The 20,366-nt window shown below is 64.2% G+C and carries 18 protein-coding genes; 9 read left to right on the forward strand and 9 right to left on the reverse strand.

The features are described from left to right. The first annotated feature begins 62 nt into the window (after window positions 1-62). On the forward strand, window positions 63-1,685 hold the full coding sequence (locus LB536_RS20550; protein ID WP_224595796.1) for an FAD-binding oxidoreductase: 1,623 nt from the start codon (window positions 63-65) through the stop codon (window positions 1,683-1,685). An 18-nt stretch (window positions 1,686-1,703) separates the two neighbouring features. Further along, the gene (locus tag LB536_RS20555; protein ID WP_224595800.1) at window positions 1,704-2,330 is read left to right on the forward strand and encodes a hypothetical protein; all 627 of its coding nucleotides are present in this window, start codon (window positions 1,704-1,706) and stop codon (window positions 2,328-2,330) included. 7 nt (window positions 2,331-2,337) lie between these two features. Here LB536_RS20555 and LB536_RS20560 read toward each other — a convergent pair whose 3' ends face one another. The 3 genes from LB536_RS20560 to LB536_RS20570 form a co-directional block, all read right to left on the reverse strand. Then, window positions 2,338-2,859, reverse strand: coding sequence for a hypothetical protein (locus LB536_RS20560; protein WP_224595802.1), 522 nt, complete (start codon window positions 2,857-2,859; stop codon window positions 2,338-2,340). Window positions 2,860-3,019: 160 nt separating this feature from the next. After that, complete coding sequence (locus LB536_RS20565; protein ID WP_224595804.1) at window positions 3,020-4,150, reverse strand: hypothetical protein; 1,131 nt, start codon at window positions 4,148-4,150, stop codon at window positions 3,020-3,022. Between the two features lie 6 nt (window positions 4,151-4,156). Continuing rightward, entirely contained in the window at window positions 4,157-4,591 is a 435-nt protein-coding gene (locus LB536_RS20570; RefSeq protein WP_140810348.1) for a DUF4383 domain-containing protein, read from the reverse strand. 718 nt (window positions 4,592-5,309) lie between these two features. Between LB536_RS20570 and LB536_RS20575 the strand changes: the two genes are divergently transcribed. Further along, window positions 5,310-6,248: a diacylglycerol/lipid kinase family protein gene (locus LB536_RS20575; RefSeq protein WP_224595807.1), complete on the forward strand. Its 939-nt coding sequence runs from the start codon at window positions 5,310-5,312 to the stop codon at window positions 6,246-6,248. Window positions 6,249-6,578: 330 nt separating this feature from the next. On the opposite strand, the gene LB536_RS20580 is transcribed toward LB536_RS20575, so the two are convergent. The 3 genes from LB536_RS20580 to LB536_RS20590 are packed head-to-tail and all read right to left on the reverse strand — an operon-like array spanning window position 6,579 to window position 10,320. After that, window positions 6,579-7,496 (reverse strand): NAD(P)-dependent oxidoreductase, encoded by a 918-nt coding sequence (locus LB536_RS20580; RefSeq protein WP_224595809.1) that lies wholly within the window; start codon window positions 7,494-7,496, stop codon window positions 6,579-6,581. Beyond that, window positions 7,493-8,707 carry a mandelate racemase/muconate lactonizing enzyme family protein gene (locus LB536_RS20585; protein ID WP_140810344.1) on the reverse strand — a complete coding sequence of 405 codons (1,215 nt, stop codon included), beginning with the start codon at window positions 8,705-8,707 and terminating at the stop codon, window positions 7,493-7,495. Before LB536_RS20585 ends, LB536_RS20580 begins: the two co-directional genes overlap by 4 nt. Next, window positions 8,704-10,320, reverse strand: coding sequence for a GMC family oxidoreductase (locus LB536_RS20590; protein ID WP_224595811.1), 1,617 nt, complete (start codon window positions 10,318-10,320; stop codon window positions 8,704-8,706). Before LB536_RS20590 ends, LB536_RS20585 begins: the two co-directional genes overlap by 4 nt. 204 nt (window positions 10,321-10,524) lie before the next feature. Between LB536_RS20590 and LB536_RS20595 the strand changes: the two genes are divergently transcribed. Both LB536_RS20595 and LB536_RS20600 read left to right on the forward strand, forming a co-directional pair. Beyond that, the gene (locus LB536_RS20595) at window positions 10,525-11,466 is read left to right on the forward strand and encodes a phosphoribosylaminoimidazolesuccinocarboxamide synthase (protein WP_224595814.1); all 942 of its coding nucleotides are present in this window, start codon (window positions 10,525-10,527) and stop codon (window positions 11,464-11,466) included. 351 nt (window positions 11,467-11,817) lie between these two features. Beyond that, a complete protein-coding gene (locus tag LB536_RS20600) occupies window positions 11,818-12,213 on the forward strand; it encodes an acyl-CoA thioesterase (RefSeq protein ID WP_027143305.1) in 396 nt (131 codons plus the stop codon). A 480-nt stretch (window positions 12,214-12,693) separates the two neighbouring features. Here LB536_RS20600 and LB536_RS20605 read toward each other — a convergent pair whose 3' ends face one another. Further along, the gene (locus LB536_RS20605; RefSeq protein ID WP_224595817.1) at window positions 12,694-13,062 is read right to left on the reverse strand and encodes a winged helix-turn-helix transcriptional regulator; all 369 of its coding nucleotides are present in this window, start codon (window positions 13,060-13,062) and stop codon (window positions 12,694-12,696) included. A gap of 90 nt (window positions 13,063-13,152) precedes the next feature. Here LB536_RS20605 and LB536_RS20610 point away from each other — a divergent pair, with 90 nt between their 5' ends. Next, window positions 13,153-13,758: an NADPH-dependent FMN reductase gene (locus LB536_RS20610; RefSeq protein ID WP_224595820.1), complete on the forward strand. Its 606-nt coding sequence runs from the start codon at window positions 13,153-13,155 to the stop codon at window positions 13,756-13,758. A 153-nt stretch (window positions 13,759-13,911) separates the two neighbouring features. Here the strand turns inward: LB536_RS20610 and LB536_RS20615 are convergent, their stop codons facing one another. Together LB536_RS20615 and LB536_RS20620 are read right to left on the reverse strand one after the other, a co-directional pair. Beyond that, a complete protein-coding gene (locus LB536_RS20615; protein ID WP_224595823.1) occupies window positions 13,912-15,171 on the reverse strand; it encodes an RNA polymerase sigma factor in 1,260 nt (419 codons plus the stop codon). Next, window positions 15,168-15,572, reverse strand: coding sequence for a YciI family protein (locus tag LB536_RS20620; RefSeq protein ID WP_140759451.1), 405 nt, complete (start codon window positions 15,570-15,572; stop codon window positions 15,168-15,170). The genes LB536_RS20615 and LB536_RS20620 overlap by 4 nt, the downstream gene beginning before the upstream one ends. Before the next feature lie 226 nt (window positions 15,573-15,798). On the opposite strand from LB536_RS20620, the gene LB536_RS20625 reads away from it, so the two are divergent. The 3 genes from LB536_RS20625 (at window position 15,799) to LB536_RS20635 (ending at window position 20,366) form a co-directional block, all read left to right on the forward strand. Continuing rightward, window positions 15,799-16,677, forward strand: coding sequence for a DMT family transporter (locus LB536_RS20625; RefSeq protein WP_224595840.1), 879 nt, complete (start codon window positions 15,799-15,801; stop codon window positions 16,675-16,677). A 438-nt stretch (window positions 16,678-17,115) separates the two neighbouring features. Continuing rightward, on the forward strand, window positions 17,116-18,597 hold the full coding sequence (locus LB536_RS20630; protein ID WP_224595826.1) for a family 16 glycosylhydrolase: 1,482 nt from the start codon (window positions 17,116-17,118) through the stop codon (window positions 18,595-18,597). A 35-nt stretch (window positions 18,598-18,632) separates the two neighbouring features. Beyond that, a complete protein-coding gene (locus tag LB536_RS20635) occupies window positions 18,633-20,366 on the forward strand; it encodes a type I secretion system permease/ATPase (RefSeq protein ID WP_224595829.1) in 1,734 nt (577 codons plus the stop codon).

Raw genomic sequence — 20,366 nt, forward strand, 5'->3', positions numbered from 1 at the left:
GGCAGCGTCGCCATGGTTTTTGCCAAAAGGCCGCGCTATTCCTTGGCTGACCGGGGATCCGCATGGCCGAGGAACAAAAGGGGTTTCGCCTGTCGCGGCGGCTGCTGCTGGGCGCGGCTGTCTTCGGCGGAGCCGTGCTCTGGGGCGGCACCACCGTGGCGCGGCTGGCGCGAGGCCCGTCAGGGCCGAAGAACACCGGGCGCATCGCCGATATAGACGGCATCGCACTGCCGATGAAGCCGATCGCCAGCCCGCCGGCCTTCGATCCGTCGCTGCCCTGGCTGGCAAAAGGCGGCGACATCAACGATGCCAGCGGCCTGTCGAGGACGCCGGTCTATGGCGTGGTCGAGGTCAGCGAGGAAGAGCACATCGCCAGGGCGCTGGCTTTCGCGCGCGCCACCGGGCTGAAAGTGTCGCTGGCGGCGATCCGCCATTCGATGGGCGGGCATGCCTTCGACGACAATGCGCTGGTTCTCGACCTCAGAAAGTTCAACAAGATCACGGTCGACGCCGCGGCCAAGACAATGACCTTGCAGCCGGGCGCGTGCTGGCACGACATCCAGAACATGCTGCACCCGCGTTTCGCGGTGAAGGCGATGCAATCAACCGACATTTTTTCGGTCGGCGGTTCGCTGTCGGTGAACGCGCATGGCATGGACCATCAGGCGGGCTCGGTGGCCGGCTCGATCCGCTCCATGCGCGTGATGCTGGCCGACGGGTCGGTGACCACCTGCTCGCCAGCCGACAATAGCGAGCTGTTCCGCCATGTCGTCGGCGGCTACGGCCTGTTCGGCGTGGTGCTGGAGGCGACGCTCGATATCGTCGACAATGCCGTCTACCGCACCTCGCGCGAGATCATCAAATCCGACGATTTCCCGAAATTCTTTGCCGGGGTGCTGGAGCCGAACAAGGACATCGGCCTGTTCTACGGCCATCTGTCGACGGCGCCGGGCAATTTCCTCGAGGACATGATCGTCTACCGCTACGACAAGGTCGCCGAACAGCCGCCGGCCGACCAGCCGGCGCTCGGTGAACCCGATGGCGTCGGCCTGAAGCGGGTGATCATGAACATGGCCAAATGGGGCAGCGCGTTCCAGGAACTGAAATGGTTCACCGAAAAGACGCTGGAGCCGAAATTCGAGAGCTGTACGGTGCCGCGTACCTCGGCGCTGGCCGAAGGCGAGGCCTGTCTCGTCACCCGCAACAACCCGATGCACGATTCGGTGCCGTATCTGTTCAACGACCTCATGAACGAGACCGACATACTGCACGAATATTTTATTCCTCGCGCCGCCTATGTCGAGTTCATCGCCGAAGCGCGCGAGATCCTGCGCAACCAGGATCTGCCGGTGCTCAACGCTTCGGTGCGCATCGTCCACAAGGAGGACGTGGCGCTGACCTACGCGCCGGAGCCGGCCTATTCGCTGGTGCTCTATATCAACCAGCCGGCCGATGCCGATGGCAACGCCGGGATGCGGGCGCTGACCCGGGCGCTGATCGACGCGACGATCAAGCATGGCGGCCGCTTCTTCCTGCCCTACCAGCTGCACTACACGGCCAAGGAGTTGCTGGCATCCTATCCTGAACTGCCTGCCTTCCTGGCGGCAAAGCGGCGCTATGACCCGACGGAACTGTTTTCCTCGACCTTCTACCGTGCCATCAAGGCGCTGAGCGGGACGGCTTAGCAGTTGGAGGATAATTCGATGCGGATGGGATCAGCGGCGGCGGTGCTCGCCTTCGTCGCACTTTGCCCCGGACCGGCCGGCGCCGAAGACCTGAAAGCCTTCAAGCTGACGATCGACGGCAAGGCGGTCGACATCGACGCCGGCGAGAGCGCCCATGTGACGTTGCCGGACGGCAAACAGGTCGAAGTGAAGCTCGACAAGAACGATTTCGCGACCTTTTCCGGCGGCAGTTTCTCCTTCAACCATCCGAGCGGCATTTCGGTGACCAAGACCGATCTCGGCGAGAACATCACGCAATATCTGATGGCCTCGGCGCTGGGCACGATCGTCGTGGTGCAGGAATACGGCAAGATGAACCCGGTGTCGCTGAACCAGCTGATGCTGCAGGAGATGACCAAGGAATCGGTCAAGGCGGGTGCCGAGCTGACGCAGCAGCCGACAACGCGCAAGCTCGCGGACGGCAAGGCGCTGACCGGCATCACCGCCGAGGTGAAGACCCGCACCGACACTGCTTATTTCGAGATCGTCGGCTACGGTCGCGCCGACCAGGGGCTGCTGTTCATCACGCGCGTCGCGGGCGAGGATGCGGCGAACGAGAAGCCGCTGATCGACAAGTTCTGGCAGAGCCTGAAGCTGAAGATGTAGACGAGACCTACAGCTTGCTCGGCACCAGGCCGGCCAGCCAGTTCACCGAGCGCTTTGCCGCGTCGGCGGTTGCCGAGACGGCGCGGCCGAGATCGGTCTTGACGACGGCGTAGCCGTTCTTCGTGCGATAGAGCACGCCGGTGCCGCCATCCACCACCTGTTCATAGGCGACGGGCCGGGCAGCGGCCGCGTCCAGGGCCGTCGTCGGCGATCCGACCGGGACGCTCGGCCGATGGCTGAGTTCAGGCGGCAGCGGGCTTTCCGTTCTGACGGTTCGGCTGGCGGGCTTCAGTTCCGGACCCGACGCGATCGCGGCCAGGTGCGAGGAGGACGCCGAGCCCTTCGCGCGGCAGATGCCGGACACGAGCGGATAATTGAAGTTGCGCTCGTGCAGGATCTGGCTTTTCATCGCCGCTTCGCAATCGGCGATGGTCGACCACTTGGCCGGTGTCTCGCCGATATATTCGCAGAGCTTGGCGTCGCAGTCGCAGCCGACGATGGTCATGGCGACAAGGGCGGTCTTGATCACGGTCTCGTCCCTTCGAGATGCCCCCCGGCAGCCCAGTCAGGCGCATGTCGCGCTTAGGCGACATGCAATTCTCCATTGCGTGTGAACAAGGCGGGAATTTGGCTTCGACCATGGAATGTGCGTGGCGGCGCGTGTTTCCTCCGGGCGTGACCGAAATGCCTCAATAATCGTAGACATGTTCGAGCCTGGCGCCGGCCTTCATCAGCGACGGCAGCACCAGATGCAGCTTGCGCACGGCCACGACCATTCCGGTGCGGCGCGTCGAGGGATCCGCGGGGAGCGGATAGCTGAACAGGATGCGCATGCCCTCGGGGACGGCGATCGAATCGGTCGACAGCACCGTGACCATGATCTCGTCATTGCCGCCGATCTCGACGAAGGAGACGCCCTTGTCGATCAGGCGCGGGATCATGTCGGTGAAGACCTGGTAGCGCTTCGTGACGAAGACGGTGCCGTCAGTGCCGTAGTCGCGTTCCAGCAAGGTATCGGGCTCGTTGCGGGTGGCCTCGCCGACCGGCCCCTTGGCCCAGACATGGACATCGAGGAAGGCGGGGTCGGAGGTCGCGGCAAGCGCCTTTTTGATCAGGTCCGCATAGCCTTGCTTGATGGTGTCGGCGAGACCGAAGGCGAGCTTGCGTTCGCTGGTGCGGACGGAGCTGTCACCAGGCGCCGGCTGCACGGCAAACAGCCCGGCGCGCTTTTGCGCATAGGGGAACTGATACCACGGCACCTGGTCGAGGAAGCCGGCATAATCCGCCGCCACCTTGGCCTGGTAGATGTCGGCGGCGGTGCGCTTGCCCGATGCCGCCTCGGTGATGCGGCCGACCGTGTTTTCATAGGCCCATTGCAATATATGCTCGATCGAATGGCTGGTGCCGATGATGACCAGCATCTGGTGGTTGGCATAGTTGAACTTGTAGGCGGAACTGGCGCGGATCACCGTGGCGTAATCCTGCCAGAAGCGGCCGACATAGGACCAATAGGGGAAGCCGCTCGGCTGGTCCTTGGCGACGAAACCGGCATATTCGCGCGCGGCGTAGACGATCGCCCATTCCGGATAGGTGAGGAAGGTCGATTCCTCCGGCCGCTGGTAGCCGGGGATCTCGGCGCGCACCTTGTCGGCCAGCGCCTTGGGCGGCGCGCCGTCGGCAATGCCGGGCAAAGGCGACTTGTCGAGCGACGGCGTGGTCAGGAAGCCATAGGCGAGCCCGGCGATCGGGATCAGGATGACGATGACGATCAGCCAGAGGATCGCCTTGATGATGCGCTTTATCAAGCGGAACAGGAACATGGCCGCTCAGGCCGTGGCGAAGTGGTCGTATATGCGCTTCGACAGCCAGAACCCGATATAGACGGCGATGCCGCCGATGACGATGTGCGGCAGGTTGGCGAAGAATCGGGTGGGGAATTCGATGTCGCTGAGAGAGCGGAAGCCGTTGATGAAGATGCCGGCATCGAGACAGCCGGAGCCGGTGATCAGCCCGAGCACGCCGTCGAACAGATAGACCGAGCCGAACAGCTTGAAATAGAACACCGCCTGGCGATGCGAGATGAAGGCTGCGGCCAGCGCCCAGACGCCGGAAAAGGCATGCAGCAGGTCGTCATACCATTGCAGCGAGAACAGGCCGAACAGATTGCCGTCGGCATCGTTGAAGGCCGGAATGTAGCCGATGGCGACGACCGCGAAGAACAGGAACGCATAAGCGACGGCAAGCTTCTGGATCAGCGTCATGAAGTATCCCCCTTCAATTGACGCCGAACGTTAGCTGATTTTGCCGCCGGTTGCAGCCCTAACCAGAAACACCGTAACAATTGTGTTGGAGAGCCCAAAGACAGTCGGCGCCGGGATTTCTCCCAGCGCCTCCCTGTCAGATCAGGACACGGTCGCGGCAGCAACTTCCGTAAAGTCGTCGCGCCATGCCGGCCTTGATTTTGACGGTCCTGCCAGAGGCCGCCCGAAGGCAGCATCCGTTCCAGACCACGCCGGTCTTGGCCCTTGCGGGCTTTGCCCTGCGCGCCATCGAAGGTTTTTGCCGTCCTTCATGGCAGCATCGGTCCGCCGTCGGCGTTGGCACGCTTTCCGCGGCCCCGTAGGTCTCGGCTTCCGTCCCTCGAACAGGCAAGCCTGCTTTCGCTCCGGGCCGTACGGGCCTCAGGAAATCCGCCTTTCACTTCGCCTTTCGGCTTGATGATCGGTAGCCGCCTGAGATGGGTTGAACTTACGCCGGGTAAGGGGTTTGGTGAATGGCCGCGCCCCTGTGGATAGCGGGATTATCGGGGACCGATGCCAGAAGCCAAGGAAATTCAGGCGCGAACGCGTTACACAGCCTGCCCCGCTTTTTCGGCGAACGAACCGACGGTGCCCCTTGCCCTGCCGATAGGCGCGGGTTTCAATACCGGCAAAAGATTTGGGCGCGGCATGTCCGGCGCCTTCCGGGGGAGGATGCATAGTGAAGGTCGGGGTGGTGCTCAATCCGATTGCCGGTGGCGGCCGGCTGAAACGGCATTGGCCCGATGTCGCCGCAGCGCTGAAAAAGCACTTCGGCGATTTCGAACTGCGCGAGACACAGGCCGAGGGCGACGCCGAGCGGCTGGCGCTCGATCTCGCGGCAAACGGTTTCGACCTGGTGATCGCGGCCGGTGGCGACGGCACGGCGAGCGAAGTGGCCGACGGCTTGCTGCAGGCTCGCGAGGAGGGCGGCAGGACGACCGAACTCGGCCTGCTGCCTTGCGGCGCCGGCATCGATTTCGCGCGCGGCCTCGGCCTGCCGACGGCGATCGACGCGACGCTGAAACGGATGGCCGAAGCCAAGGCAAGGGCGGTCGATGCCGGCCGTATCTGCTACATCGACGAGCATGGCGCGCTGGCCAGCCGCCACTTCATCAATATCGCCAGCCTTGGCCTGTCGGGCGCCACCGACCGCGCCGTCAATGCCGACAAGCGCAAGGGCAGGATGTCGGCCAAGGCGCTGTTCCTGTGGCGCACCGTGGTCGAGTTCATCCGCTACCGGTTCCAGCACGTGCGGATCACCGTCGACGACGGCGACCCGGTCGAGGCGCGCATGGCGCTGGTGGCGGTGGCCAACGGCAAATTCTTCGGCGGCGGCATGATGATCGCGCCCGATGCGGAACTGACCGACGGACAGTTCGACATCGTCATCCTGCGCGCGGCCGGCAAGCTGAAGCTGATCTGGGATATCAGGCTGCTCTATGGCGGCAGGCACCGCGACCATCCCGCCATCACCATCCTGCGCGGCAGGAAAGTGGTGGTCGAACCGCTCGGCGATGTGGAGAAGAACGGCGCGCTGGTCGACATAGACGGCGAGTCGCCGGGACGCATACCGGCGACCTTCGAGATCCTGCCCGGGGCATTGACGCTGAGATATTGAAGCGAGATGTTGCCGGGGACAGCGTCCCACAACGTCGTCATCCCTGCGCGAAGCAGGAGCGAAGCTCCGTCGCGCAGACCCTGGGATCCATGCCGCGACCTTGGCCGGAACAGCACCATTGCAACGCCTTGATGTTACGGCATGGATCCTCGAGTCAAGCCCGAGGATGACGAAGGGAAGGGTGTTTCCGTCAATCGCCGAGGTATGCGATCCGATCGAAACTCTCGTTCAGGAAACCAGTCGTGATGTTGCAGCTCTGATTCAAGTTATTGCGGCTATGAGTCTAGATTCTTGCCCAACGCGTTGATTTCATGTGCTGGCTCATGATGCTCAGATTTCCAACTTGGCCGGAAAGCCCGGCGCGCGCAGATCGGTGCCGACTGTATCCTCCAGCAGCTTGACGATCTGGGTCGACCAGGCGCCGCCGCCATACGCGGCCTTGCCCTGCTCGAAGATAGCGTTGACGCGCGATGCCAGATCGAGCGGGACGCCGGATTGTTCGGCCATGGCGAGTGCGAAGCCTAGGTCCTTCAATGCCAGGTCCATGGTGAAGCCGATGTCGTAGGAGCCGTTCAGCACCAACTGGCTTTCGGTCTCGTGGACGAAGCTGTTGCCGGAAGAAGCAACGATGGCGTGGTAGCTCTGCGCAAGGTCGAGGCCACCTTGCTTGGCCAGCATCAGCGCCTCGCCGGCGGCGACGAGATGGATGAAGGCCAACATGTTGGTGATGACCTTGATCACCGCCGCCGAGCCGATCGGACCCATCAGGAACGACTTCGCGCACATCGCGTCGATCGCCGGGCGGTGGCGCTCGTAGAGGGCCGCATCGCCGCCGACCAACGCGGTGATTTTGCCAACCGCCGCCAGATGCACGCCGCCGGTGACCGGGCATTCCAATGTCTCGATGCCTTGGACCGAGGCGAGGGCGGCAAGCCGCAAAATCTCGTCGCGGCCGTTGGTCGACATCTCGATCCAGGTGCCGCCCTTGGAGAGACCTTCCAGCAGCCCGCCCGGGCCAGCCAGCACCGCTTCGCTGACTTTTGGTGAGGGCAGGCAGCTTATGGCATTGCCGGCGCGGGCGGCTGCCTCGGCCGGGCTGTTGGCGGCCGTGGCGCCGAGCGCGACGAGGCGCTCGACGGCGGCGGGGTCGCGGTCGACAACGGTGACGGCAAAGCCGTTGCGGATCAGGCTGGCGGCAAGGTTGCCGCCGAGATGGCCAAGGCCGATGAAGGCGTAGCTTTCGCTCACGGCATCAGCGGCGTCTGCATCATTTGCAGATGCAGGTCCTTGCCGGTGTAGGGGTGCGCGTCGCAGACAGCCTCGTTGAGCTCGACGCCGAGACCCGGCTCCTTCGACGGGATGACATTGCCGTCCTGCCATTCGATCTTCTTCTTCAGGAGCGTGGCGTGGAAACCGTCCCACTGCTTCAGCGATTCCAGGATGAGGAAGTTCGGCAGCGTCACCGCGAGCTGGATATTGGCGGCACCGACGATCGGCCCGCAATAGCAATGCGGCGCGACCTGGATGTGATAGGCCTCGGCCATGGCGGCGATCTTCTTGGTCTCCAGAATGCCGCCGGAGCGGCCGAGGTCCGGCTGCAGTATGGTCGCGGCGCGGTTCTCGATGACGCGGGCGAATTCGGATTTCGTCGTCAGCCGCTCTCCGGTGGCGATCGGGATCGAAGTCGCACGCGCCACCTGCGCCATCACTTCGGGCATGTCAGGCGGCACCGGCTCCTCGAACCACAGGGGATCATAGGGTTCGATGGCGCGCGCCAGGCGCAGCGCGCCCGATGCGGTGAACTGGCCGTGCGTGCCGAAGAGGATGTCGGCGCGGGTGCCGACCGCCTCGCGGATTGCCTTGATCATGCGGGTCGAGACATCGATGTCGACGAGGCGGGGCTGGTGGCCGTCGAAGGCGGTGTAGGGGCCGGCCGGGTCGAGCTTGACGGCGTTGAACCCCTGCTCGACATATTCGAGCGCGCAGGCCGCGGCCATCTCCGGATCGTTGTAGACGTTCCTTCCGTCCGGCGCGTCCTCCGAATGGACACTGCCGGTGTGCGGATAAAGATAGGTGTAGGAGCGCAGCGTCTCGTGCACCTGGCCGCCGAGCAGTTTGTAGACCGGCTTGTTGGCCTCCTTGCCGACGATGTCCCAGCAGGCCATTTCGAGTGCGGAAAAACAACCCATGCCGGAAACGTCGGGGCGCTGGGTGAAGCCGGAAGAATAGGCGCGGCGGAAGAAATTTTCGATGTCATGCGGATCGCGGCCGACGAGGTATCGCTCGGCCATGTCCTCGATCATCTTCGCCGTGATGTGGGCGGAGAAGGTAGCGTTGTAGGCCTCGCCATAACCGACCACACCGCCATCGGTGGTGAGCTTGACGAAGATGAAATACTTGCCGCCGATGCCGGGCGGCGGATTGCCGACAACCCAGGTCTTGACGTCGGTGATCTTCATTTATGGTCCTCCAGAACCAGTTCGGCGCCCTTCCACCCGGTCATGACCGAGGCGGCGTTGGTGTTGCCGGTGATGTTGTCGGGAAAGATCGAGGCGTCGATGACGCGCAAGCCTTCGAGCCCGTGGACCTTGAGACGCGGATCGACGACGGAACGCGAGGGATCGGGGCCCATGCGGCAGGTCGAAACCGGGTGATAGACGGTACCGGAGCGCTTCCTGAAATCGGTGATCAGGTCGGCGTCGGATTGGATCGACGGGCCAGGCAACACCTCTTCGGCGATGATCTCGGCCATGGCCGGCATCGAGGCGATCTTGCGCACGAATTTCACCGCCGCCAGCATCTCGTCGACATCGGCGTTGGTCGAGTAGGCGTTGGCGACGATCTTGGGATAATCCAGCGGATTGCTGGAGCGGATCATGATCTCGCCGCGGCTCGATGGCCGGCAGTTGGAGAGGCCGATGGAGAAACCGGGCCACGGATCCGGCGTCAGGATCGGACGCTCGCCATTCTTCGGGATGAGGGTCGAGAAGGCCTGGAAATAAAGCTGCATGTTGGGCCGCGAGAAGGCCGGGTCGGTGCGGAAGAAGCCGCCTCCATGGTTCATCGACAGCGACAGCGGGCCGGAGCGGGTCAGGATATACTGCATGCCGACCAAAAGCTTGCCCCACCACGGGCGCAGGATCTGGTTGAGCGTCGGCAGCTTGCCCTTGAAGGTGTAGTTGATGCCGACGTGGTCCTGCAGATTGGCGCCGACATTCTCGTTGGCATGAGCCACCGGGATGCCCAATCCTTTGAGCAATGCAGCAGGGCCGACGCCGGAGAGCTGCATGAGCTGCGGCGAGTTGATCGAGCCCGAGGACAGGATCACCTCGCGGCCGGCGCGGGCCGTTTTCGTCTGACCGTTCTGCAGATACTCGACGCCGACCGCGCGCTTGCCTTCGAACAGGATGCGGCTGGCCAGCGCGTTGGTCTCGACGCGGACATTGGCGCGCTTCATCGCCGGGCGCAGGAAGGCGCGTGCCGTCGACATGCGACGGCCGTTTTTGGTCGAGATCTGGTAGATGCCGACGCCCTGCTGGGCAGCGCCGTTGAAATCGGGATTGAGCGGCAGCCCGGCCTGCTGGCCGGCGGCGAGATAGCGTTTGGTCAGCGGGTGGACTGCATCAGTTGTGTCGCTGATGTGCAGCGGGCCGCCGGTGCCGCGCCATTGGTCGGCGCCGGCCTCATTATCCTCGAGTGCCTTGAAGGCCGGCAGCAGGTCGTCATAGCCCCAGCCGGGATTGCCGGCGGCGCGCCAGTCGTCGAAATCCTCGCGCGCGCCTCTGATCCAGACCATGGCGTTGATCGAACTCGACCCGCCGAGCAGCTTGCCGCGCGGCCAGTGGTCGACATTGCCGCCGAGGCCGGGGTCCGGCTCGGTCTTGTAGTTCCAATTGACGGTGGGATCGAAGAAGGTCTTGCCGTAGCCGAGCGGCATCTGCACGTAAAAGCGGCGGTCGCTGCCCCCTGCCTCCAGCACCAGGACCGAGAAGCGGCCCGAGGCCGACAATTTGTCGGCCAGAACCGAGCCGGCCGAGCCGGAGCCGACAATGATGAAATCGTAGGTCTGCATGGTGGACGTCGGTGGCTCCTGAATGTGGCACCAACCTAGGCGCGGCGGGCCCGCCGCGTCGCCGCGCCTTCCGGCATCGGTTGTGAAAAAAGCGACTGGTATATCCAGCTACGTCGCGGGGAATACCGACAATCGCGCTTGATATGCATGGGGTCGACGGACTATGCGAGGGCATCGCCACTCTGCGCAAAGGCAGGAGAGCCCATGCGTGTCCTGTCGGATGCTTTCATTCCCGAACTGCCGGGCTATTACAAAGGCAAGGTCCGCGAGAATTACGACCTGGCCGACGGCAGGCGCATCATCATCGCGACCGACCGTCTCAGCGCCTTCGACATCATCTTGACCTCGATCCCGTTCAAGGGAGAAATCCTGACCCAGACGGCGCGGTACTGGTTCGAGGAAACGGCCGATATCTGTCCGAACCATGTGCGGGAATATCCCGATCCCAACGTCGTCGTCGGCACGAGGCTCGACATCCTGCCGGTCGAGATCGTCGTGCGCGGCTATCTGGCCGGGACCACCAGCACCTCGATCCTGACCCGCTACCGGCGCGGAGAGCGGGAGATGTACGGGATGCGCGTGCCGGACGGGCTGCGCGACAACGAGAAGCTGGCCGAGCCGGTCATCACGCCGACCAGCAAGGCCGCGGAGGGCGGCCATGACGAGCCGCTGTCCAGGGCCGAGATCCTGGAGCAGGGCCTGCTTACGCCGGCGCAATGGGAGACCGTCTCCGATTACGCCCTGCGGCTCTTCGCCCGCGGCCAGGCGCGCGCCGCAGAGCGCGGCCTGATCCTCGCCGATACGAAATACGAATTCGGCACCGACAAGGACGGGACGATCATTCTAGCCGATGAAATCCACACGCCCGACAGCAGCCGCTACTGGATCGCGGCGAGCTACGAACAGGCGCTGGCTGATGGTACGCGGCCGGAGAGCTTCGACAAGGATTTCATCCGCTCATGGGTGACGGCGCGCTGCGATCCCTACAAGGACCCGATCCCGAGGATTCCGGACGAGATCGTCGAACAGGCCTCGCGCGTCTATGCCCAGGCTTACGAGGCGATCACCGGCAAGGTATTTGTGCCGGACCTTGCCGGGGAGACCGTTCTCGACCGCATCCGTTCGAACCTTGCAGGTTATTTTTGAGAGGTGCGCCTCTCGGCTAGCGCCTGGTCTTACGTCGTGCGGTCGACCCCCACTCCGTCGCCGCTTCGCAGCGCCACCTCTCCCCCGTTCGACGGGGGAGAGGAAGGGCGCTAGCCTTGCCCTGCCTGGCTCCCTTCCTCTCCCTCCGGAGGGGGGAGAGGTGGCGCTGCGAAGCAGCGACGGAGTGGGGGAAGCCCGTTCCAAACCCGAAGCCGCTGAAAATCACGCGCAACTCGGCGAATGCCAAGGTTAGCCAATGACCCCATGGACGCGAGGAAACTGCGGCGCGTTGACCTGTTCCTGCAGCGGCGATACGGGATCTATGATCATCACCTCACAAGGATTCGGCCCATGGTGCAATACGCGGACGGACGGCCGATCGGAGACCTGACGCTGCGCACGCTGGCCATGCCTTCGGACGCCAATGCCGCCGGCGACATTTTCGGCGGCTGGGTGATGGCGCAGATGGACCTTGCCTGCGGCATCCGCGCCGCGGAGCGCGCCAGGGGCAGGGTGGTGACGGCGGCGGTCAAGGAGATGTCCTTCGCCAAGCCGATGAAGATCGGCGACACGCTGTGCATCTACACCCATGTCGAACGCGTCGGCCGCACCTCAATGACGCTCAAGGTCGAGGCCTGGGCACAACGTTATCTCTCCGACCTGATGGAAAAGGTCACGCACGCCGATTTCATCATGGTGGCGCTGGACGGTGAGGGCAAGCCGAAGGCCGTTCCGGCCGAGAGCTGATTCCGCCAACCCCGGACATTTGTAACATCGCCCGAGCGGGGTGATGCGTTCAGCGACATCCTGCCGTTGCCTCCACGGCCAATTCTGCGGGCGTCGGAGGAAGACAATGCGTCAACACCTATTGAACGGCTGGCTTGCGGCGGCTCTCGCCGCGCTCGCCTGCCTGCTCGCATAACCGCTTATGCCGAAGTCAAACAGGACCTTGGGCGCACCGCCTGTGTGCATGACACGGCTGGTGTGAAGGAGCCGACACCGACGTGCACGATCGGCAGCCCGACGCCTTGCGGGGCCATGGCGCGAAGAGCCTGACCTGCTGCCTTTGGAACGCGGTCACCGTAGCGGCGGGGTGAGCTCACCTCGAGCGCCATGCACAAGATTCCCAGATCTCTTCGGCGAACCAAGACCTCTCGTTCATGACTTCGCCTGCAAACATGAAGCGCCGCTCAGCGCGACTTCCGAAGCCCTTGCCGCGCAAGGGCTTCAGGCTTGCATCTCGTCAAATCTGGCGCGCGCCGACTGGACGCGCTGGGTGTTCTTGCGTGCCCAATCCCCAAGCGCGCCGACCGGGACCAGCAACTCGTGGCCGAGCTCGGTCAGCTCGTAATCGACGCGTGGCGGGATGGTTGGAAACACCTTGCGGGTGACGAAACCGTCGCGCTCCAGGCCGCGCAAGGTGGTGGTCAGCATCTTCTGCGAGATGCCGCCGACAGCCGCGCGCAGCTCGTTGAAACGCAGCGGTCCACCGCCAAGCTTGCCGACCACGAGCACGGTCCATTTGTCGCCGACGCGCTGCAGGATCTCCGACACGGCCCGGCAGTCCTCGGTGTTGTGCGGGTGACTCAGTAACAAAAACGTGCCTCCTTGCGTGCCAGTTTGTCAGTATCACATATAGCGCCGGTATCCAAACGATACCAAAAATTCCCGCAAGGAGAGCCCCTTATGTCCAAGCCCAAAATCGCCATTGTCATCGGTTCGACGCGCGCCGCCCGCTTCGCCGACGTGCCGACGCAGTGGATCGCCAAGATCGCCAAGGCACATGCCGATATCGATGTCGAAATCGTCGACCTGCGCGACTTTCCGCTGCCCTTCTTCGATGAGGTCGCGTCTTCCGCCTGGGCGCCGTCGCAGAACGAAGTCGCACAGCGCTGGCAGAAGAAGGTCGCCGGATTCGACGGCTTCATCTTCACCGCCGCCGAATACAATCACGGCCCGACGGCGGTGCTGAAGAACGCCATCGACTACGCCGCCAATGAGTGGAACAAGAAGCCGGCCGGCTTCGTCGGCTATGGCAGTGTCGGTGGCTCGCGCGCCGTCGAACAGCTTCGTCTCCACGCCGTCGAATTGCAGATGGCGCCGGTCAAGTCCGCCGTCCATATCGCCTGGGGCGATTTCCTCGCCGTCCGTCAGGGCGAGAAGAAGCTCGAGGAGCTCGAGCATCTGAACCAGGCCGCCACCGCGCTGGTCAACGACGTCGCCTGGTGGGCCAAGGTCCTGAAGGCCGCTCGTGCCGCCGATGCCGTCGCCGGGGAAGCCCAGGCGGCCTGATCCGCCGGATCGGATTGTCCTCCCATGGATACGGGGCGGCGCTTGCGCCGCCCTTTTTTCGTCGGGGTTCTTGCGAAGAAGTTGCGGCGCGCCTGAAAGTTAGCTTGAAACGCCACGCCTACCAAACCGCTTGGCGCGGCGGCGAACGGCCAGCTAAAGGTCGCGATCGGCGGCTGCCGTGGCGCGGGCGAGCAGCAGGGCGCGTTCCCTGTCATTGCCGGTCAATTGGGCGGCCTGGCGGAACGCGGCGCTGGCTTCCGCCCGATGGCCGAGCTTCTCCAGGAGATCGCCGCGCACCGTGGGCAGGAGATGCGAGTCCTTCAGGCGCGGCTCGTCCTTCAGCGCCTCGACGATGGCGAGGCCTTGCGCCGGGCCGAACGCCATGCCGACCGCGACGGCGCGGTTGATCTCGACGATCGGCGAGGGGGCCGAGAGCGCAAGCGCCTGATAGTAGGCCGATATCGCGATCCAGTCAGTGTCGGCGGCGGTGACCGCGCGGGCATGGCAGGCCGCGATCATCGCCTGCAGCAGATAGGGGCCGGGCGCTGATGTCAGGGCCATGGCGCGATTCAGGCCGTCGAGGCCGCTCCGGATGAGCGACCAGTTCCACCGGCCGCGGTCCTGGTCGAGCAGCAGGATCGGGTCGCCCGTTGCGCCGGTGCGGGCCGCGAAGCGCGAGGCGTTGAACTCCATCAGCGACACCAGCCCCCGCACCTCGGGCTCGTCAGGCATCAGCGCCGCCAATGAGCGGCCGAGGCGCAGCGCCTCGGCGCATAGATCGGTGCGCAACCAGTCCGGTCCAGTGGTGGCCACATAGCCCTCGTTGAAGATGAGGTAAACCACCTCCAGCACGGCGGCGAGGCGGTCGCGCCGCTCTTCCGCGCGTGGCGTCTCGCACGGGATGGCGGCATCGCGAAGGGTTCGCTTGGCGCGCACGATGCGCTGGGCCGCTGTGGCTTCGGGCACCAGGAAGGCGCGGGCGATCTGCGGCGTCGACAGCCCGCCCAAGAGCCGCAAGGCCAGTGCGGCGCGCTGCTCGGCGGGCAAGACGGGATGGCAAGCGGTGAAGATCAGCCGCAGGAGGTCGTCGTCGATATCCTCGTCGCGCGCCGCCCCGATGTCGGGCATCTCGCGCTCCAGTTCGGCGAGGTCGATGGCGAGTTCGCGATGCTTGCCGTCGATCATGGTGGTGCGGCGCAGCCGGTCGAGCGCGCGGTTCCTGGCGACCTGCGTCAACCAGGCGGCCGGGTTGCGCGGGATGCCGTCGCGAGGCCAGCGCTCCAGCGCCAGCAGGAAGGCGTCCTGCGCGATTTCCTCGGCCAGCCCGACATCCCTGAGGGTGCGCGCCAATCTGGCGGTGAGCTTCGGCTGCTCGATCCGCCAGACGGCCTCGATGGTTGCGTTGGCGGTCAACCCTTCAGCTCGCCAAAACCTTCCGCCACCTTCTGAACGTCCTCGGGAAATTCGCTCATTTCAAAGACTTGGCGGATTTCGATCACGTCGTTCTCGCCGGCGGGGCAGCGACGGGCCCATTCGATGGCCTCATCGCGCGAGCGCACGTCGATCACCCAATAGCCGCCCAGCACTTCCTTGACCTCGGCGAAGGGGCCGTCGACGACCACAGGCTTGCCGCCCTTGTAGCTGACCCGCGCCCCGGCGGACGGCGGATGCAGGCCGTCGAGCGCCAGAAGCACGCCGGCTTTCTTCAGTTCGTGATTGTACTTCATCATCCCTTCCACCGCCTCCGCGCTGGGCATGACATCGGGTGCGGCGTCCGCGTAGCCGCCGGGGATCATCAGCATCATGAACCGCATGGTCTTCTCCTTGGTTGGGTTGGTTCAATCATATGACGAACGGGCAATGGCGGAATCGACAGGCGTGGCAAAAAAGTTCAGGTCCCAGATCACAGCAGCAATGTGGACCGCCATATCGGCTGGGCTGCCATCTGGCCCCGCCGATTGGTCCTGATATATCCGGCTGCGATCCACCACATGAGGGGGCCTCGTGAAGTCATCCAGCCTGGCAGGCGTCGTTTCTCCCATGGTCCCGGTGCTTGTCTGCGCGCTCGGCATCTTCCTGCTGTCGGGGATGGACGCGGCCATGAAGGTGCTGGTCATCGCGGTCGGCGTCTACAACACGGTGCTGTGGCGCAGCATGCTGGCGACCGTGGTCGCGGCTACTGGCTGGTCGATTGGGCCACGCAGGCTGCCCACGCCTTCCGTGCTCAGGCTGCATGCGCTGCGCGCCGCGGTCGTCGGCGTCGTCTTGCTGTCCTTCTTCTGGGGGCTCGCCAGGCTGCCGCTGGCCGAGGCGATCGGGCTCAGCTTCGTCGCGCCGCTGTTTGCCCTGCTGCTGGCCGCGCTGCTGCTCGGCGAAAGAATACAGCGGCGGGCGATCTGGGCTTCATTGGCCGGCATAGCGGGCGTCGCAATCATCGTGGGCGGCCAGTTCGGGCAGGCGAACCATGCCAGGGATGCCTTGCTCGGCACAGCGGCGGTGCTGGTATCGACGGTGTTCTACGCCTACAATCTGATCCTTGCGCGGCAGCAGGCACTGGTGGCCAAGCCGATCGAGATCATGCTGTTCCAGAATCTTTGCGTGGCGGCCATCGTCGGTCTCGCGGCACCTTGGCTCGCCGTTGCCCTGCCTCGAGAACTCTGGCTTCCGCTCGCCGGGGTGACGGCGCTGTCGCTCGCCGGCCAGTTCCTGATGAGCTGGGCTTACGCGCGGGCCGAAGCGCAATATCTGATCCCGACGGAGTACTCGGCCTTCATCTGGGCGATCACGCTTGGCTTCCTCTTTTTCGACGAGGCGGTGACCTGGACCACGCTGGCGGGAGCCGGCCTTATCGTGGCCAGTTGCCTGATCGCGGCGCGTTCAAATCCCAGGCTTGCCGAGCCGATCGAGGCCGCTGTCTGAGGGCAGGTCGCACACTACGACAGTCAGCGCATCACTTCGCGGTGGCCGCTGGGCTGGCGGGTGGCGATCAGTTTGTCGAGGTCGACCATCTCAATCGTCAGCCGGTGCGGCAACGCGTTATTTCCCGGAGCGGCAATTGCACGGCCTAGCCAGACAGCAGAGAGCGCTCCGGGTGACCTGAAACAGGCATGACCGCAAGTAGATCGGCCGGTATCGTGAAATTTTTATTAAATATTTCGCCCGCCTGATTACGATCTATCGACCAATTGTTGGTCTGTTGTGCTATCCGCTCAGAGAATGTCACCGAATGATCGATGCAATGGCAGACTATATGGCAAGTTCCTGGAACGATATCTCGCATGGCAACGTTGGTCCGGGTGCGGTCGCCTGGAATCGAACGACACAAGCTGGCCAGGCATCACGAGGAGGATTTGTCCGATGAGCTTCTTCGTCAACGCCGTGGGTGTTCCTCTTCCCTATAGCGGCGCCTCCAACCATTGGTTCTCGGCGCCAGGGGCCGGCCCGGACTTGTACGGCAGTGCGGGAAACGACTCGCTCTACGGAGCAGGCAATGTCAACGTCACGATGCATGGTGGCACGGGCGATGACATCTATTACCTCTATGGGGCGGGCAACAAGGTTGCCGAGGCCGCCGGGGCAGGCATCGACACGATCAGCACATGGATGAACTACAAGCTCCCCGACAATGTCGAGAACCTCATCGTCACAAACCCCAATAACTACGCCTTCGGAAATGGGTTTGACAACATCATCACCGCCAAGGCCGGGCACCAGACGCTGGACGGCGGCGCGGGAAACGATGTGCTGATCGACGGCGGTGGCGGTTACGACACGTTCATCGTCTCGAAAGGCGACGGAAGCGATCTGATCGCGAATTTTGCCGCCACCGATACCGTACGCCTCAATGGCTATGGGTTCACTTCGTTCGACGCCATCCACTCGAACATGGTCCAGGCGGGATCGAACGTGTTGTTGAACCTGGGATCCGGCGAGATCCTCGAGTTCAAGGACACGACCGTCGACAAGCTGCAGCCCGGCCAGTTCGAATTGCCGATCGACATGTCCGCAATGAAGCTGTCCTTCAGCGACGATTTCAACACGCTCAATCTTCACAATGCCCAGGGCGGCACGTGGGACACCAATTTCTCATGGGGAGCGCCGAACGGCAGCACTTTGAGCGACAATGCCGAATTGCAGTGGTACATCAACGCCAATTACGCACCGACGAGTTCGGTCCACCCGTTCAGCGTCGATAACGGCGTGCTCACCATCACCGCGGCTCAGGCGCCGGCAGACATCAAGCCTCTCATCAACAATTACGAATACACGTCCGGCGTCCTGACGACGCATGACTCGTTCTCGCAGACCTATGGCTATTTCGAAATGCGGGCCGACCTGCCCGAGAACGCCGGCGCCTGGCCAGCCTTCTGGCTGCTGCCGGAAGACGGCTCGTGGCCGCCGGAACTGGATGTGGTGGAGACGCGCGGACAGGACCCGAACTCGTTGATCATGACGGCGCACTCAAATGAAACGGGAACGCACACCAAGGTGACGTCGACGGTGAATACCATGGACACCGCCGGCTTCCACACCTATGGCGTGCTGTGGACGCCGGAGAAGCTCGTCTGGACTTATGATGGTGTTCAGGTCGCGGAAGCGGCGACGCCATCCGACATGAACAAGCCCATGTACATGCTGGTCAATCTCGCGGTCGGCGGTTTCGCCGGCTCTCCGCCCGATCATCTGGCGACGCCAGCCGAGATGAAGATCGACTACATCCGCGCCTATACGTTGGACAACGCGCCGGCGAGCGCTCTGCACATCACCAGCAGCAGCGCCACGCACAGCATCGCCAGCAGCACGCTGCACAACGGCTCGGAATTCGGAGGCCACGCGTAAGGTCCCGGGGTCATGCAGCGGTGGGGAAAGCGGAAATGACTGGACCGTCGGGCCTGCGTCCGGTCTTCATGCGCGCCATCGCCGATGTCGGCGTCTTCTCGTTGCTGATCAACATCCTGCTGCTGGTGATCCCGCTCTACCTGCTGCAGGTCTATGACCGTGTGCTGCCGTCCTCCAGCGTCGAGACGCTCGTCTATCTTTCGGGCATCGCGGTTCTCGCGCTCGCCTTCCTCGGGCTGCTGGATGCGATCCGCGCCGTCTACACGCAGCGCGTCGCGGCGACGGTCGACCGCAAGCTGGGTGCCAGCACCTTCGCCATTTCGCTCGGCGCAAAATATGCCGGTCTGTCGCCGCTGCGCGACCTCGCCTCGGTCTGCGCCTTCATCAGGTCGCGCGGCGTGGCGGTGCTGTTCGACCTGCCCTTCGCGCCTGTCTTCCTCGCCTTGCTCTATCTCATCCATCCGCTGCTGTTCTGGGTGACGGTCGCCGGCGCGGTGGTTCTGCTTTTCCTGGTCGTGGCCAACCAGCTTGCCATCGGCAGGAACGACGCCTTGTCCACGGAGTGGTCGGCCTTGGCCAGCCAGGCGGAACAGGCCTTCGCCCGCAATGCGGAGACGCTGCGCGCCATGGGCATGGTGGAGAACGCCGCGCAGGTCTGGGGACGGCACGTAGCGGCTGCGCTCACCTTCCATGACCGTTCCTCGAGCGCCAATGCGATCTTCAGCGGCGCCTCGCGGGCGTTGCGCATGATGCTGCAGCTGGCGATCCTCGGCGCCGGCGCATGGCTGGTGCTTCAGGGGCAGATGACGGCCGGCATGATCTTCGCCTCGTCGCTGGTGTCGTCGCGCGCGCTGCAGCCGCTCGACCAGCTGATCGGCGCCTGGCGCCAGATCGCCGACGCCCAGCGGGCGTGGACACGGCTGGAAAAGGCGCTTGCGGCACGTCCGGCTGAGGCGCGAAAACTTGTCCTGCCCGATCCGGCAGGTGCGATTTCCGCGCAGGACGTTTTCTTCATGGCGCCGAATGCCCGACCCGGCACGGAGCCCATTCTCAAGCGGCTTACCTTTGCCATCGGCGCCGGCGAAGCGTTGGCCATCGTCGGCCCGAGCGGCGCCGGCAAATCGACGCTGGCGCGGTTGCTCGTGGGGGCTGCACAGCCGACCGGCGGCTCAATCAGGATCGACGGCGCCGACATCGGGACATGGGACGAGAGCCAGCTCGGAAAGCATGTCGGATACCTAGCGCAGGAGGTCGAGCTCTTTCCAGGATCGATCGCGCAAAACGTCGCCCGCTTCGACCCGGAGGCGGATGACGGAGCGATCGTCGATGCGGCAAGGCGCGCCCAGGTGCATGAGTTGATCCTGGCGCAGCGCGATGGCTACCAGACCATGATCGGCCCGTCGGACAGGGCGCTGTCGGGCGGCGAGCGCCAGCGTATCGGGCTGGCGCGCGCCTTCTACGGCAATCCGCGGATCCTGGTGCTCGACGAGCCCAGTTCCCATCTCGACGGCAGCGGCGAGGCCGCGCTCGAGGCGGTGCTTTCGGCGGCGCGGACGGCCGGCGTCACGGTCGTCGTGATCACCCATCAGCCTTCGATCGCGGCTGCTTGCGACCGCGTGATGCTCTTGCGCGGCGGCATGATCGAAGCCTTCGGCCCAAGCAGCGAGATGCTGCGGCGGTCGGTCGTCGGCAAGGGCGTCCAGCAGAGCACGGTGGTGACCGGGTCGTTCGCCCCGACGATCCGCGCGCATGGCAGCTTCGGATCCTGA

This window comes from Mesorhizobium sp. ES1-3, assembly GCF_020164795.1.
Taxonomy (GTDB): Bacteria; Pseudomonadota; Alphaproteobacteria; order Rhizobiales; family Rhizobiaceae; genus Mesorhizobium.

Excerpts from the sequence above, each read along its gene's own strand:
- LB536_RS20635 (WP_224595829.1), top strand. The coding sequence starts at position 18,633 with ATGACTGGACCGTCGGGCCTGCGTCCGGTCTTCATGCGCGCCATCGCC.
- LB536_RS20595 (WP_224595814.1), top strand. The coding sequence starts at position 10,525 with ATGCGTGTCCTGTCGGATGCTTTCATTCCCGAACTGCCGGGCTATTAC.
- LB536_RS20585 (WP_140810344.1), bottom strand. The coding sequence starts at position 8,707 with ATGAAGATCACCGACGTCAAGACCTGGGTTGTCGGCAATCCGCCGCCC.
- LB536_RS20565 (WP_224595804.1), bottom strand. The coding sequence starts at position 4,150 with ATGTTCCTGTTCCGCTTGATAAAGCGCATCATCAAGGCGATCCTCTGG.
- LB536_RS20625 (WP_224595840.1), top strand. The coding sequence starts at position 15,799 with ATGGTCCCGGTGCTTGTCTGCGCGCTCGGCATCTTCCTGCTGTCGGGG.
- LB536_RS20590 (WP_224595811.1), bottom strand. The coding sequence starts at position 10,320 with ATGCAGACCTACGATTTCATCATTGTCGGCTCCGGCTCGGCCGGCTCG.
- LB536_RS20555 (WP_224595800.1), top strand. The coding sequence starts at position 1,704 with ATGCGGATGGGATCAGCGGCGGCGGTGCTCGCCTTCGTCGCACTTTGC.
- LB536_RS20600 (WP_027143305.1), top strand. The coding sequence starts at position 11,818 with ATGGTGCAATACGCGGACGGACGGCCGATCGGAGACCTGACGCTGCGC.
- LB536_RS20610 (WP_224595820.1), top strand. The coding sequence starts at position 13,153 with ATGTCCAAGCCCAAAATCGCCATTGTCATCGGTTCGACGCGCGCCGCC.
- LB536_RS20630 (WP_224595826.1), top strand. The coding sequence starts at position 17,116 with ATGAGCTTCTTCGTCAACGCCGTGGGTGTTCCTCTTCCCTATAGCGGC.
- LB536_RS20620 (WP_140759451.1), bottom strand. The coding sequence starts at position 15,572 with ATGCGGTTCATGATGCTGATGATCCCCGGCGGCTACGCGGACGCCGCA.
- LB536_RS20550 (WP_224595796.1), top strand. The coding sequence starts at position 63 with ATGGCCGAGGAACAAAAGGGGTTTCGCCTGTCGCGGCGGCTGCTGCTG.
- LB536_RS20570 (WP_140810348.1), bottom strand. The coding sequence starts at position 4,591 with ATGACGCTGATCCAGAAGCTTGCCGTCGCTTATGCGTTCCTGTTCTTC.